General features: G+C 45.9%; 11 protein-coding genes. 7 read left to right on the top strand and 4 right to left on the bottom strand.

What is annotated here, in order from left to right; all coding sequences use genetic code 11:
* Positions 1-11: 11 nt before the first annotated feature.
* Together MHI12_RS18585 and MHI12_RS18580 are read right to left on the bottom strand one after the other, a co-directional pair.
* Entirely contained in the window at positions 12-1,469 is a 1,458-nt protein-coding gene (locus MHI12_RS18585; protein ID WP_405170014.1) for a 4-hydroxyphenylacetate 3-hydroxylase family protein, read from the bottom strand.
* 202 nt (positions 1,470-1,671) lie between these two features.
* Entirely contained in the window at positions 1,672-1,824 is a 153-nt protein-coding gene (locus MHI12_RS18580; RefSeq protein ID WP_076209985.1) for a DUF1540 domain-containing protein, read from the bottom strand.
* A 345-nt stretch (positions 1,825-2,169) separates the two neighbouring features.
* Between MHI12_RS18580 and MHI12_RS18575 the strand changes: the two genes are divergently transcribed.
* On the top strand, positions 2,170-2,982 hold the full coding sequence (locus tag MHI12_RS18575) for an AAA family ATPase (RefSeq protein ID WP_405170013.1): 813 nt from the start codon (positions 2,170-2,172) through the stop codon (positions 2,980-2,982).
* Positions 2,983-3,087: 105 nt separating this feature from the next.
* Here MHI12_RS18575 and MHI12_RS18570 read toward each other — a convergent pair whose 3' ends face one another.
* Complete coding sequence (locus tag MHI12_RS18570; RefSeq protein ID WP_405170012.1) at positions 3,088-4,554, bottom strand: ATP-binding protein; 1,467 nt, start codon at positions 4,552-4,554, stop codon at positions 3,088-3,090.
* Positions 4,539-5,225, bottom strand: a complete 687-nt coding sequence (locus MHI12_RS18565) for a response regulator transcription factor (protein WP_036613325.1) — start codon at positions 5,223-5,225, stop codon at positions 4,539-4,541. Before MHI12_RS18565 ends, MHI12_RS18570 begins: the two co-directional genes overlap by 16 nt.
* Before the next feature lie 192 nt (positions 5,226-5,417).
* On the opposite strand from MHI12_RS18565, the gene MHI12_RS18560 reads away from it, so the two are divergent.
* The 6 genes from MHI12_RS18560 to MHI12_RS18535 all read left to right on the top strand — a co-directional run bounded on the left by MHI12_RS18560 (position 5,418) and on the right by MHI12_RS18535 (position 15,098).
* Positions 5,418-6,134: a YceI family protein gene (locus tag MHI12_RS18560; RefSeq protein WP_405170011.1), complete on the top strand. Its 717-nt coding sequence runs from the start codon at positions 5,418-5,420 to the stop codon at positions 6,132-6,134.
* 258 nt (positions 6,135-6,392) lie between these two features.
* Entirely contained in the window at positions 6,393-10,772 is a 4,380-nt protein-coding gene (locus tag MHI12_RS18555; protein ID WP_405170010.1) for a glycosyl hydrolase 53 family protein, read from the top strand.
* A 444-nt stretch (positions 10,773-11,216) separates the two neighbouring features.
* Positions 11,217-12,260 carry an SPFH domain-containing protein gene (locus MHI12_RS18550; protein WP_405170009.1) on the top strand — a complete coding sequence of 348 codons (1,044 nt, stop codon included), beginning with the start codon at positions 11,217-11,219 and terminating at the stop codon, positions 12,258-12,260.
* Between the two features lie 71 nt (positions 12,261-12,331).
* The gene (locus tag MHI12_RS18545; RefSeq protein WP_405173023.1) at positions 12,332-13,306 is read left to right on the top strand and encodes a sugar kinase; all 975 of its coding nucleotides are present in this window, start codon (positions 12,332-12,334) and stop codon (positions 13,304-13,306) included.
* Between the two features lie 83 nt (positions 13,307-13,389).
* The gene (locus tag MHI12_RS18540) at positions 13,390-14,103 is read left to right on the top strand and encodes a response regulator transcription factor (protein WP_405170008.1); all 714 of its coding nucleotides are present in this window, start codon (positions 13,390-13,392) and stop codon (positions 14,101-14,103) included.
* Positions 14,100-15,098 (top strand): sensor histidine kinase, encoded by a 999-nt coding sequence (locus MHI12_RS18535; RefSeq protein ID WP_405170007.1) that lies wholly within the window; start codon positions 14,100-14,102, stop codon positions 15,096-15,098. The genes MHI12_RS18540 and MHI12_RS18535 overlap by 4 nt, the downstream gene beginning before the upstream one ends.
* Positions 15,099-15,218: the final 120 nt, after the last annotated feature.

The raw sequence follows: 15,218 nt of genomic DNA, 5'->3' as shown, positions 1-15,218 counted from the left end.
CATTAGTTCTCTTATTTGCTTGTGTTAAATAGAAAATCACGAACGAGCTGACGATTCGTCTGATCTTTGTTGTAGACGGAGAACAAGCGATTGGATACTGTAAGGACATTGCCAAAAAAGAATCGTTCGAATTGGGTCTGTCTGCCCCCGAATGAACCAGACCCAAGCTCCCAGATCAGGCGGAACAGAGCGTTGCGTTCGTGAGAAGCCATATCGTTCCCTTTCAGATATATATTCAGTGAAGGAGCGATATCGGATTGAAACTCTTCTTCCTGAGGGATCATAATCACCCCGCTCGAACCCAAGAGCTGCAGAATTTCAATCATCTCAGGATAAAGTTTCGGGAAAAGGAGATTGGCTGCCATCAACGGTTTGGGTGCAGGTAATACAAATCCTCTTCCATCTGGTATTGCACCTGCCTCCGCGGCCAACGCTAATGCTTTTAACGATTCAAGACCTGCGAACACACGTGCAGTTTTCTCTATAACATGTGCTTCCGTATTCAGATCCAGCGTATCCGTGAGAAGCTGGATTGTACCGAGAACAAATTCCGTCTTGGCAATATAACGACACAATACCTGATGACCTGCGTGAATATGAAAGTTGCTACCACTGAAGAGACGCGAGGACATTTCCTCACTTCCTGCAAAAAATATCCGTTCATGCGGAACAAGCACCCGGTCAAAGATGACGATATTGTCCATTTCTTCATATCTGGAACTCAGAGGATAGTTAGTGTGAGATTCGGCTGCGTAGGTATCCCTGCATACCAGACTGATTCCTGGGAGATCATTGGGGACAGCAAAAGAGAATGCAAATGGGTTTTCGTCATCAAATGGGGCAGGAGAAGGTGACGGATAGACAAAAATCTCATCCGAAGTGGCCGCTTGTGTAGCCATCATGAATGCTCCGCTAATAATGAGACCTTCTTCGGTACGATCGACGACCTTTGCGGCAATAGCATCCTCAGTGGCATCCAATTGCCCTGACATTTTGCTGGCATATGGCTGAATGAAGGCATGGGATAGCGTAATATCATGATCGCGGCAGTAGGCATAATAATTCTTGAGATTTTCTGCATATTGGGGAGATAGTTCGTTCAGGAGATCGGCACCTGTGTAAAAGGACATTATGGCTGTATTCATGTAATCGGGTGAGCGACCAAGAAAACCATGATGCACATTTGCCCAGATATTCATCCCTTCCCGTCGTTTACGGAGGTCGTCGGCACTGGTTGGAGGCAGGAAGGATATGCCCACAGGTTTGCCGTCTGCCGGGGAGGCATACGTCATCGTTTCTGCAAATTTAGGATTAGATTGCAGATCATACATGTACATTTGAGTCTCCATCAAACCAGCAAATGCTACATGTTCAGAGCGTTTTCCAGTAATAAGATTACCTTTGTACCAGCAAGGGACGGACTGTGCATCAATTCGTTCGCGATACTGTGTGCCACTTTTAACAGGCATTATTATTCACCTCTTGGTTCTAATCGTTCATGGGCATACTGACTTCTTACGTAGTGTACGTAGGTCATCTGTCCAATGTGCATTGAAGAGGTGAGAAGGATTTTTACAGAATAGGGCTTGATAATAATTATCATTCTTGTTACAATAGACAAAGAAAAAAGGAACCGGTAAGGGCTCCTTTAAGTGGATCACATGAGTTTACTTATTTTACTTCAAAAGTCTTACAGTCTGTTTCAGCAGACTGACTTGCTTCTTTGTTACTGTGACTCACGATGTAGATCGAAGAAGCGTTACATTTGTTCTCTTGAGCCCAGTGACGACAGGAATTAACTTCACACAATACGTCTTTTGCCATGATTGTTAACCTCACTTTAATTGGATTACAGTCGTTGGTATAAAGAATCCGGATATAACAAGTTGCCGCTTGTCAATCTGGAAGATTTTGTTGCTCTCACGAAATTTGGAGGGCTTTTTTGCGTTATACACAACGATGCATACTTAGAATAGCAAATTTTATTGAAGCTTGCAACCAAATGCCCCCATCTGTGGCAAAATAGTGGACGTGCTGTGGTTATATTTGCAAAAAGGCAGTAGTATGTTATTATTTAATAGTAATATTTACGATTAAAAGTCTAATTGATTCTATATAACTTGAACTAAACATTTACACGAAACCATAAATGAAGGAGCATGTGTATACATGAGCAAAATAAACCATATGAACCGGATTCCCCGCGCAAAAGGAATCGATATGGCTGCTTTTTACACGCCGAAAGAGTGTAGGCGCAAAGCCCAGCATATTGTATTTTCCGCTGAAAATGAACGCATCATTAATGAATTTGTCACCATTCTGGGCATGAAAGAGAAGTTCAGAGAGCATGATGTATCAATCCCCAACAAAATGGTCATGTTCGGGCCTCCCGGTACAGGAAAAACATTGACGGCATCACATCTGGCGGAGCGCCTGGATTTGCCATTGGTTCTCGTGAGATTAGATGCGATCATACATAGCCATCTTGGGGAGACGGGGAGTAACGTACGCAAGTTATTCGAATATGCACGAATGAATCCCTGTCTGTTATTTCTGGATGAATTTGATGCCATAGGCCGTACGCGTGAGAGCAATGATGAAGTGAAAGAGATGGCGCGTGTCGTCAATACGTTGTTGCAATGTCTGGACGAATTCGATGGGGACAGTATTCTGGTCGCTGCGACGAATCTGGAAACCCAACTGGATCATGCCATCTGGCGGCGTTTTGATACGAAGATGACCTATGGAATGCCTGATGATTCAAGTCGCAGATTGTATATCAGCAAGTTGGTGGGATCATTTGAACAGGAGACCCGGCTGGAAGATTACATATGTGAACGCTTGGCAGGGTGCAGTTATGCGGATATAGAGCAGATCGTTTTGAAAGCAAAGCGGAAAGCAATCATTGCCAGTAGTACACTTCATAAGCAACTGATCTCGGATGCTTACGATGAATACAGGCCACGTGTCTTAGAGTGTTGACTGCTTCTATTTTTGATAGTTTGGATAAAGCAACAAGGATTAACGCTGAAATAGCCCAGTCTCCTGAATGGAATCCTGGGCTATTTGTCATGTTAGCATGTTGCGTTACACTTTAACGGCTGCTCCGTATGCTTTTTCTGTATTCATGGCTTCTTGTGTTGCAGTCCAGCGTGGCAGGCTTAATCTGAACATGCTGCCTTCCGGGCTGCTGGAGACAAGTGTCAGCTCACCGCCTTGTTCCTGAGCAAGTAGCCGGCTATATGTTAATCCTAGCCCCAAGCCGCGGTTACGACGTTTCTTGAGCTCTCCACGATAGAAGCGTTCGAAGATCTTGGGTTGGTCTTCAGCCGCGATACCTGTGCCGTTGTCCTTGACATCAACGTACAGCATCTGTTCTTCTGCGTGTAGATAAATATTGAAGACAGCCTTTTGTTCAGGAGCTGTGGCATGAAGTGCATTATTGAGCAGATTAACAATGATCTGCTGAATGCGCAGAGCATCCCCCATGGTAAAGAAGTTGACTGGAGGGGAGTGCAGCTGAACCTCTGGCATTTTGTCCTCATAGGCAATCTTCCACTGATAGATGATCTCACCGACCAACAGCTTCAGATCCGTCCGTTCCTTGCGAACAGCAACACTTCCTGCAGCCATGGCGTTATAGTCAAGTAAATCTGCGACCATACGCTCCATACGTTCAGACTCCTTCAAAGCGATATCCAAAAATTCTTTCCCTTCCTGTGGACTCACGACATCGTCACGTACTGCCATAACGAGCCCCTTGATGGAAGTTACCGGTGTCTTGAGTTCATGACTGACCCCTGCCAGCGAGAGTGTACGCCATTCTTCGAGTTGTCGGAGACGAGTCGCCATATCTCGAAATGAATTTACAAGTTCATTGATCTCACGTTCTCGTGTATTCAAGTCAAGGCTCACATCATAATTGCCACCTCGAATCTGCTCAGCGGCATAGGCGACCTGACGAATAGGTCTGGATAACTTATTGGACAGGAGATAGATTGTAAACCATCCACAGAGGATTAGTCCTCCGAGGATTAGAGCCACGAGCCATATCGTCTCTGGACCAAATGTAATGGATTGTTTGGACTGCATAACCCACACTTTACCCAAGGTTTGATCTCCCTCGGATATGTTGACCGTTACACCTGCATATTTGTTGTTTCGCGGTTCAAGATAGTCGTCTGACAGTCGATAATGCACATCTTTTTGCTCCATTTTAGGCTGGGAAAAGATCAATTGATTGTTATTGTCCAAGATCATGACACAAAAATAATGATCTGTATTAAATAGTTTCTCTCGCTTGGTTACCAGTCTGTCCAGATCGGGTGGAACCCGAAGCATATTATTTTCACTGGTCACATGATCGGCAATCTCCAGACCAAGCAGTTCTGCGGTTTTGAGGCTTTTTTCAATAGAAGTTGTTCGAATCCAGTAGAGTGCCCCGGCCGCAATAATCGTGAAACCAATGCACAAAATGAGAAAATATCGCAGTGTCCAGTGTGACAGAATGGATATCGTCCGTTTGTTTTTTTTCTGTTTCAGTTGGCGATCCAAAATTGATACCCCATTCCTCGCAACGTCCGAATTTCTCCCGTCTCTGGCGACCAGTGGGAGAGGGCTTGACGTAGTCGTTTAATCGAAAGATCCACAGCACGATCACTGCCATCGTAGTCCATCCCCCATACCTGTTCAATAAGATGATCTCTGGTAAATGTACGATTCGGATAATCGGACAGGAAGAACAGTAACGACAGGTCACGAGGTGTGAGTGCAACCTCTGCACCGTTCAGCAGCACCTGCTTGGCAGCAAGATCAATGACGAGATTTCCAAAGGAACGCTTCTCTTCGCCACCAGAGGTCCAATGTGGATTACGGCGCAACACCGCATTAACTCTGGCGACCACTTCTTCCGGTACAAAAGGTTTGCTCATATAATCGTCAGCACCGGCATTTAGTCCGTTGAGACGGTCTGAAATGTCATCCAGTGCAGTTAGCATGATCACGGGACAAGCACTTTTTTCACGAATAATCCGCAGCAGATCCCATCCGTCCATTCCTGGCAGCATCACATCAAGTAATACAAGGGAAGGCGTTACGGTATCAAAAAGGGTAAGTGCAGTCGGTCCATCTGCTGCATGATGAACTTCAAATTCTGCTTTTCTCAGATAAGCAGCCAGTACTCGTGCAATAGCTTGTTCATCCTCGACGATAAGTATGGATTTCAAGAAAAGCGTTCTCCTTTCGCTGAGTAAACTTGTACTGATTTTACATGAGCTAGAGCGTAAAGCCAATCCTGTATTACGGATTTGAAAAAAATATGGGACTTGTCTTATCTTGACTTCTTCCTGACACATTCAATTGATATGATTCACTCCAACAAGCAACTTAAACAATAATATACTGGAGGAAACATACAGATGAACAAGAAAGCAAAAGCATGGCTTATTACAGGTGTGGCGGCGGTTGCCGTAATTGGTGGCGGTGGTTACTATCTCGCAAATAGCTACTTGGGGAACAACGTGGAGATTGAACAGGTGCTTCCTGCCAGCGCAGCAACTTCCACAACAGCTGTAGATAGCACAGGAACGCCTGTAGCCAATGAAACTGCTGGAGCAGAGCAACTGAACGGAGACTGGAGCATCAGCGAAAGTTCCAAAGTATATTTCTCTGTAACTACATCGCAGGAGACCGTTAACTTTGTGGACGAGCAGGTAAAAGGGAATTGGACAATTAATGTAGATGATGCTTCTCAGATGAAGGCAGAAGGACAGATCGAGATGGACGGAATTGATTCCGGGAATGGACAGCGTGATGGTCACGTGAAGCAAGCCGATTTCTTCGACGTTGCTACATATCCACAAGCTACATTTACAGCAACTTCATTTGAAGCGGTTCCTGCGGAATGGCCTGTCGGTCAAACGGTTGATATCAAAATGAATGGTACCATTACGGTTAAAGGTATTGAAAAAGAAGTGACATTCGATGCAAAAGCCGCTTATGAGAATAACGAAGTGTTGTTGTCGGCAACATCCATGGTAACGTTCGAAGATTTCGGAATGGAAAATCCGCACTCCGTGGTGCTCTCGACTGAAAATGACATTCAGGTACAGCTTGAATTGAAACTTACCAAATAAGTGTAGTAACGTTCATATACCTAAAAATCTGTTCTGTTCTACCTTCCGGTGGACGGACAGATTTTTTTGCTTTCTGTTGCAAGATAGTGTGATTAATATAGCTCAAATGTAACTGTCACAGGAGCACATTGTTAAAATAACTGCTGTTTCCTTTGGATTATGCCGTGTCGCCTATCACTATTAAGCGCTTACAATGAGGAGGATTCATAACATTCATTGATCCATGCACAATCAAACACAAAAAGGGGGAGATCAAGAGTGAACAAAAGGTACATAAGCGGGTGTCTGGTGTTACTGATGCTATTCTGTGATCTGGGACTGATGGTTCGTCCAGCGGCTGCAGAAGATGCAAAAGTGAACGTGGCACTTAACAAGGCCGTTAAGGTAAGCACAGAATATTTGGAGTGGGGAAGTAAGAAGGACCATTTGGTTGATGGTAAAAGTGACACGCATTGGACTGCTACGGCGGGAGTGACAACGGAACAACCACAGTGGGTCATGATTGATCTGGGTGAAGACTACAATCTGTCCGGAGCGGAAATAACATGGAGAGAAAACACGGTTGTGAAATATATGGTAGAAACCTCTGCTGACCAGCAGGCATGGACCAAAGTTGTTGATCAAGGTGAAAATGCCGATCCCAAACAGATCGCTGATCTGACGTTTGAGCAGAATGATGTGCGATACATCAGATTGAACATCTCCTTTTACAAGGGTGAGGGAGTCTGGCCAGAAATATTGGAGTTCAAAGTGTGGGGAGAAGCAGAAGGAACTGAACCAGCCAATATTAAAGGATATGATGAGATCGAAGTGAGAACGGTGACAAGAAGTGCGCCAATTCTGCCTAATCTGGTAAAAGCATGGTACCAGAATGGAAAATCAGGAATGGTTCCAGTGGAATGGGACAGTATTGACCCTTCAGAGTACGCACATGCGGGCAGCTTTACCGTGACAGGTGCAGTATATGGTGCGCCTCCAGAGCCTCAGCTTAAAGCTACGGTGATCGTTGAGGGATATCGTGAAGACTATGTTAGAGGTGTCGATATTTCCACGTTGACTGCCATTGAGGACAAAGGCGGAAAATACGTGGACAGCAACGGTACAGAGCGTGATTTGCTTGATATTCTCAAGGATCGCGGTGTCAATTATGTGCGTCTTCGTCTGTGGAATGATCCACAGAAATCAGGGGGATACAACGATAAGGAAGATGTCATTCGTTTGGCCAAGCGGGTGAAGAAAAAAGGTATGAAGATATTGCTTGATTTCCATTATTCCGATGAGTGGGCTCATCCGGGACAGCAGCTTCGTCCTAAAGCTTGGGAAGGTCTTTCCTTTGAAGAGCTGAAGCAAGCCGTATACGATTATACGGTTGAAGTTGTGGGAGAAATGAAAGCAGAGGGCGCCATGCCTGATATGGTGCAGATCGGTAATGAGATCAACAGTGGTGTTCTGAACGGCTTGAGCAGTGACGTGGATTTCGAGCAAAATGTTGCATTGCTAAAAAGCGGAGTTGATGCTGTACGTGCAGTAGAAGGAGAGATCACCGATAACGCGGATAAGGTGAAGATTATGATCCATCTGGCTGAAGGTGGTAAGGTGGATACGTTCAAATGGTACTTTAAAGAGTTAAGTAAAGGCGAATTGGACTATGACATTATCGGACTATCGTATTACCCGTTCTGGCATGGGACGTTTGCGGATGTACAGGAAACGATGAATGAAGTGTCAGCCGAGTTTGGCAAAGATGTCATTATCGCTGAAACGTCCTATCCGTTTTCCTACAAAAACGGGGACGCTCATGGAAATATCATCGGATCGGACGAAGCGCTTCATGTAGGGGGAGCAGACTTCCCCGCAACCGTTCAAGGTCAATATGATGCCATCGCTGGCATTATGGACATGATTGCAAATGTGCCGAATAATCATGGTGCAGGTTTCTTCTACTGGGAGCCAGCATGGATTCCGGCCGGTGTAGGCTGGATTGCATCTGAAGGGAATGCGTGGGAGAACCAAGCGATGTTTGACTACGATGAATTTCCGGCCAACGGCGGGCATTCGTATGAAGGCAGAGCGTTATGGTCCCTTGATGTGTACAAACGTGGATTGGGTCTTCTGCCCGCAGACCGCCAGCAACTGGATGCGGCACTTACAAGAGCTAAATCATTGGTACAGACTGATTTTACTTCGGAAAGCTGGGTGACTCTGGCTCCGGCAATCTCGGCAGCGAAAGACGTATACAAACAGGCATACACGCCGGGTGGGGTGACTCAAGCGGATACAGATGCAGCGACAACAGCACTAGAACGTGTGATGCAGCAGATGCAGGTTGTCCCCCCGCAGCTTGACGAGCTCAGAGCCAAAATATCGGAAGCACGTACGTATCAGCAGGCTGACTGGTCTGCGGCCACTTGGGCGGTATTGACCAAAGTGCTGGAAGGCGCTGAACAGGTCTTGAATGATCCAAGAGCAACACAGACGGATGCGAATACAGCAGTTAAACGTTTGCATGATGCCATTCAAGGTCTATCCAATGTGGACAAAACACAACTGCACCAGTACATTCAACAAATGCAGCAGCAGACTAAATCTTCCTATACACGCCGGAGCTGGTCTGTATTGGAACAGTCTTTGCAGGCAGCGATTCAGGTCCGAGATAACAATGCTGTTGTTCAGTCTGAGGTGAATTCAGCACTGAATACGTTGAAACAAGCCTTTACTAGTCTGGTCTCTCTGGAGGCTTTAACGACGGGCAAAGCGGCAACGGCTTCAAGCAGTGCAGGGACTGGAGGCAATCAAGCCAACTCTCCTGAAGGTGCAATTGACAACAACCCGAACACTTCATGGGGAACAGACCAGAGTAAGGATAGCTGGTGGCAAGTGGATTTGGGTCAGGTTGCTAACCTCCGCAAAATCGAAATGTCGATGTGGAGTGGTGGCATCAAATATACGATCGAAGTGTCCAATGATAACAAAAAATTTGTGAAAGTAGTGGACACCACAAGTGATGTTGTTGTATCGACCGCACCTAGCCATGTACTTCCAGAAGGCACGGAGGGACGTTATATTCGGGTAACGATTAAAACAGGTCCCACATGGGTAGGATTCATGGAATTTGAAGCATACGGTACGTTCCCGGCGGACAAATCTGCACTGCAAGCTACTGTAGTTAGCGCTGAGAAATTAAAGCAAACCGAATACACGACTTCAAGCTGGAATGTATTTAGTAAGGCGCTTTCTGAAGCGAAGGCATTCATTCTGGATGTTGAATCTTCAACGCAAGATGTAAGCAATGCGGATCGTGCGTTACAAGATGCCGTGAGTAAGCTTGTACGTCAAGATTTAACACCTGGCCCTGGCCAGCTATCCCAACCAAGTGTACCATCACAACCTTCCAACCCGGGAACAGCTCCTTCAACGGGGAATCCGGCTGTAACACCACCGGTTGAACCTGGTAATCCGCCAGCGAAAGGTCTAATAACGGTAAACGGAACAGCAACCGGGGATGACAAGTATTCTATTCGTCCGGATGCATCCCAATTAACTCAGGCACTGCAATCCATGGATGCAGGAAATCGTACGTTGAAGCTGATTGCAGATGTGCCTGACACAGCCAAGACAGTCACATTCCAGTTGGCTGCAAGTCAACTGGCAGCATGGATTCGTTCTGAGGAAGTGAAATCCCTGGATGTAGTCGTAGGACAAACTACCGTTCGTGTTCCTCTAAAATCACTCCCGCTAAATATTGCGGAGACTGCGGGAACGTTCGACATCGTAGTGGCAAAAGGATCGACAGATACACTGACTACATCGCAAAAAGCAGCGATCGGTAATCATGCGATTGTTGATGTAAGTTTGTTAATGAACAATAAGCCATTGCAATGGACAAACAGAGCGGTTGAAGTTGCTCTATCCAATGTGGAGCAACCTAAAAAGAATGATGTAGTTATGGTTGTACATTCCGTATCTCCAAGTGGTGAAATGAAACCTGTTACGTATTCCAAGTACGATGACAAGACAAAGACGATGGCGTTCAAACCGCTGGAATCCGGCAGTTATGTCATTGCAGAAGTTGAAGTGCCATTACATGATCTGCAAAATCACAATTGGGCTCTCCAAGAAGTGCAGAACCTCTACGGGAAGGGAATTATTACGGGGATGAGTGCAACACGTTTTGCCCCACAAGGTGAACTGATCAGAGCACAATTTTTGCAAATGATTATTAAAGGTATTGGTGATACACGCCAGCCCGATCCATCTACTTCGATCCCAACAGATGTGAAGGAAGGGCAGTGGTATGCCGATTCAGTACGACTTGGCATTGAAATGAATATTATTCAAGGCCGGGCGGATGGAAGCTTTGGAGCCAATGAACGTATTTCACGAGAAGATATGGCCGTTATGCTGAACAGAGCACTGCAGGTTGTGCAACGTGATCAGGATGCGAACAATGCTGCACAAGGAAATACTTTATTTGTAGACAACGCCGAGATCGCCGGGTATGCAAAAGAAGCTGTAGCTTCGATGCAACAACTTGGACTGCTGAACGGCATGCCTGATGGCACGTTTGCTCCGAAAGAAACAGCGAACCGTGCACAGGGTGCTGTTGCAATTGCGAGACTGATGGAACAACTGTATTAGAGATAGTTCAAAAAGTCCGTTTTTATTATGAAGGATGCCTGGTGCATCATCAGCATGCATTAATAGAAAATAACGTAGCAGGTAAAGAGATCGAATCATAGGATTCGATCTCTTTATTTTTTTGTGAAAAGAGATTATATAAGTTTAACTATTGATTTACACGATAACGGAGAGGACAGAAAAAACTGAAAAAGCGAAGCGTTCGCCTTTATCACCGGATTTTCCCTTTAGAAAAGGGAAAATCCGGTGATAACAGCGATTAGAAGGTTATTCTGTCATCGGAGTGTCAGTGTAAATAATCTTTAGTTAACTTATATAGAACGGACCCGCTTTCTTTAAATAGGCATCTAAACATTTCATTAATGTCGTATTGACAATATCGAATTCATTTGTTATCATTTCGATAATATCAAAACGACAATATTAAGAAATGGGGAATGAGTTATGTTTGGATTCCGATTTGCGAAATTTCAACCCAGTGAATATGTCATGAAAGTGAAAAATGGTGAGGTACAACGACAAGGTGTAGGATTGTCCTTCTATTATTATGAGCCGACCACATCGGTAGTGGTTCTACCCGTATCCTCGGTGGATGTACCGTTCATGTTCGAAGAGATTACGGCGGATTATCAGACGGTTACTGTGCAAGGGCAGCTAAGCTATCGCATAGTGGATTATTTGAAAATAACCCAGAGCCTGAATTACACGTACAATTTGCGCAAAAATCGGTATATCTCCGACGACCCCGGCAAGCTGGACCAACGGGTAATCACCATAGCGAAAGTACTAACTAAGAAACATTTGGAGCAAATGCCGCTGAAGGAGGCCATTCAATCCAGTGAACGGCTGGCAAGCAGCATGAAACGCGAAGTTGTGCAAAGTGAAGAGTTGGAGAAACTGGGTGTTGAGTTGATGAGTCTATCGATACTAGCCATTCTGCCTAATAAAGAGACGATGCGTGCATTGGAAGCTCAAGCGCGGGAAGAAATTTTGCGTCAGGCAGATGAAGCGCTCTATGTGCGTCGCAATGCCTCCATTGAACAGGAAAGACGAGTGAAAGAGAACGAACTGAACACTGAAATTGCCGTAGAGACAAAAAAACAGCAAATTCGTGAGACCCAATTGCAGACAGAACGCTCGGTGAAACAGAAACAAAATGAGATGGAGCAGGAGCAGCTTCAGTTTAATACAGCGATGGAGGAACGTAAGCAGCAACTGATTGAGTTAACCATTGCCAATCACAATGCCGAAGCAGATGCTAAAGCGTATGAGATTGCTGCCGTGATGAACTCATTGCAAAATGTACAGCCAAATGTACTGCAAGCAATGGCGAATATGGGCATGAATTCCGATAAGCTGATCGCACTCGCGTTCCAGGAACTGGCTGAAAATGCAGGCAAGATTGGGCAGCTTAATATCTCGCCGGATCTGTTACAGGGATTAATGTCTCCTGCGCCAGGCAGAGATCAGGGAGGTCGAGCGAGATGAGATTAGGAAGAAGAGAGCAAGCAGAGCAGGCAGGGAAATCTGTACGTCAGCAGCCTGCGGCAGATGATCGAATGAGCGAACATAAACTGATTCTGGTGAAACGCCGGACCAGACTGGAAGAGCTGGTGGTTCGATATAACACGGTGCAGCAAGCTCAGTTCTATATTGAACGTCTGGGCGCTGACTTCAGTGATTATATGGAGGAAGACCGTCGTTATCGGCTATCTGTGCAGCAGGCGCAGCAGCAACTAGGGCAATTGGGACGGGTTCAGACGATTGATCGAGAACATGTGCCCAATTTTATCTTTGGAGAGCAAGATATCGTGGTCGTGGTTGGACAGGATGGGCTTGTAGCCAACACCCTCAAATACGTAACCGAGCAGCCGCTCATCGGGGTGAACCCGGACCCGATGCGGTGGGATGGCGTGTTATTACCTTTTACCGTGGAGGATCTGAGCTTTATTGTCCCTGATGTCATTCGTAGGCAACGAACCTTAAAAGAAGTCACTCTCGCTAAAGTGGAACTCAATGATGGGCAGTATCTATATGGTGTGAACGATCTGTTCATTGGTCGGAAGACGCATGTATCGGCCCGTTATGAAGTGCGTTTGGGTTCATCCGCAGAACAACAATCTTCCAGTGGTATCATTGTCTCCACAGGCATGGGATCGACTGGCTGGTTCAAAAGTGTGCTGGCGGGAGCTACCGGCATTGTAGGATCGGCGGCATGGCAGAACATGAATTCCGAAGTTGAGGTCGCTACAGCATCCGCATCCATTCATGGAAGCAGGCAGGAGCTGAATCATTTTAACTGGGATGCGCCGTACTTATATTTTTCAGTACGTGAACCGTTTCCGAGCCGGACGACAGCTGCCAATCTGGTGTTTGGACAGATTAATTCAAAGCAACCATTGCACATTGTATCCCAGATGCCAGAGGATGGTGTTATATTCAGCGATGGGGTTGAGCAGGACTTTCTTGAGTTTAACTCAGGGGTGGAAGCTATCATTGGTTTGGCAGAGAAAAGGGGGCGTCTCGTGGTCTAAACCTTTATTTTCAAGCCGTTTCCGACTAGAATGGGTAACTAGATGTGATACACTGACGTCAGGAAACGGAAAGAGGGTTAACGATGCAGTCGATATTGTTGGTTGAAGATGATGCCAAGTTAGCAGGATTGCTGGCGGCTTATCTGACCCGAAATGGATTCCATGTACAGGTCACAGATGATTTTCGTCATGTACTGGATGAATTTGTGGAAGTGAAGCCGGACCTTGTGCTGATGGATGTGAACTTGCCTCAATATGATGGCTACTATTGGTGCAGACAGATACGCACACATTCCATATGTCCCATTTTATTCATATCGGCTCGGGATAGTGGTATGGATCAGATTATGGCGTTGGAACATGGGGCGGATGATTATATTACAAAACCTTTTCAATATGAAGTCGTTCTTGCCAAAGTCCGCAGTCAGCTGCGCAGAGCCTATGGTTCTTACGCTGCTGTGCAGCAGGAAGCAAAGGTGAAGAACGGTCCCATGATCCTTTATTCTGAGCGATTTGTATTGGAATATGATGAGCGTTCTACCGAGCTGACACAGAAGGAAGCGATACTGGTGGAAGCGCTGATGGCGAAGGCAGGGCGAGTGGTCAGCCGAGAAAAATTGCTAGAACAGATGTGGGAAGATCAGCATTTTATTGATGATAATACGTTGAATGTCTATATTACACGTGTTCGCCGGAAGTTGAAGGAGCTGGGTGCAGAAGAGATTTTGGAGACGGTACGCGGAGCGGGTTATCGTGTGTTGGATCTGGACTCGTCCGCACAGGGGAAAGGGAAATGAGACTTTTCCTGAAAGACCACCAGATGTTAGTCGGATTTTATGTGTTACAGATGCTGCTGGTTCCGTGTGTCTACTGGCTCTCTGGTGAGGGCCGTCCGATGAAGATTGTTCTCTATGGCATGCTGATCAGTACCGTGGTATTGATGGTTTATCTGGTCACTCGTTACTTCCAGTTGCGAGCATATTACCGTCTGCTTCAACAACCACGCAAACTGGTAAACGAGCCTTTCCAAGCGCTTGGAAATTCGGTCGTGGCGGAAGCCATCCAGGAATTGTTACATGAACTGGAGCGTAATCGGCAGAATGAGATAAGTCAATTACGCACTAGTAAGGAACAACAGGTGGTATTCATGAATCGTTGGGTTCATCAGATGAAGACACCCTTGTCCATTATCCAGCTAACCCTGGAAGATGTGGACGATGAGACGGCGGGCAGTATTCAGGATGAGTTGGATAAAATGCGCAAAGGACTTGAAATGGTCTTGCATTCATCACGGCTTGAACAGTTCGAAGGGGATTTCAGGGTGGAATTGTTATCCTTGCATGAGGTGCTTCGGAGCAGTATAGCGGAAAACCGACGTTTATTTATTCGTAGAGGCATTACGCCGGATATCCGTATGGAGGGCGACCCTCAGATCTACAGTGACTCCAAGTGGCTGCGGTTCATGTTCACCCAGATTTTGACCAATGCCGTGAATTATTCCGATAGCAAATCAGGCAAAAAAGTGATCATTACAGGCTATAAGCAGGAAGAGCGTACAATCCTGGACATTCAGGATGAGGGGATCGGCATCTCGTCCGAAGATATTCATCGGGTGTTTAATCCCTATTTTACAGGTGAACGGGGCAGACAATACCATGAATCTACGGGAATGGGATTATATCTAGTCCGTGAGATCAGTGCCCGCCTGGATAACCGTGTTGAGTTGTTTTCGGAGCCCAATGAGGGAACGTTGCTCAGATTCAGCTGGGTTCATACGAAATATCCGAAGTGAAAAGTGCTTTGCCCATGGGCGAGGTGCTTTTTTTAATGCACAGAAGTGTAATCGAGAAGGTAGGGGAACAAAACCTTAAACGCGTTGTAAGGGAAGTTTAAGGTAATTCGATAGCACCGT

This window comes from Paenibacillus sp. FSL H8-0280, assembly GCF_045040665.1.
GTDB lineage: Bacteria > Bacillota > Bacilli > Paenibacillales > Paenibacillaceae > Paenibacillus > Paenibacillus xylanexedens_A.
This window is presented reverse-complemented; position numbering and strand designations above follow the sequence as displayed.

Bases quoted from the DNA above. Each gene is read 5' to 3' on its own strand.
- MHI12_RS18585 (WP_405170014.1), bottom strand. From the start codon at position 1,469: ATGCCTGTTAAAAGTGGCACACAGTATCGCGAACGAATTGATGCACAG.
- MHI12_RS18580 (WP_076209985.1), bottom strand. From the start codon at position 1,824: ATGGCAAAAGACGTATTGTGTGAAGTTAATTCCTGTCGTCACTGGGCT.
- MHI12_RS18575 (WP_405170013.1), top strand. From the start codon at position 2,170: ATGAGCAAAATAAACCATATGAACCGGATTCCCCGCGCAAAAGGAATC.
- MHI12_RS18560 (WP_405170011.1), top strand. From the start codon at position 5,418: ATGAACAAGAAAGCAAAAGCATGGCTTATTACAGGTGTGGCGGCGGTT.
- MHI12_RS18550 (WP_405170009.1), top strand. From the start codon at position 11,217: ATGTTTGGATTCCGATTTGCGAAATTTCAACCCAGTGAATATGTCATG.
- MHI12_RS18545 (WP_405173023.1), top strand. From the start codon at position 12,332: ATGAGCGAACATAAACTGATTCTGGTGAAACGCCGGACCAGACTGGAA.
- MHI12_RS18540 (WP_405170008.1), top strand. From the start codon at position 13,390: ATGCAGTCGATATTGTTGGTTGAAGATGATGCCAAGTTAGCAGGATTG.
- MHI12_RS18535 (WP_405170007.1), top strand. From the start codon at position 14,100: ATGAGACTTTTCCTGAAAGACCACCAGATGTTAGTCGGATTTTATGTG.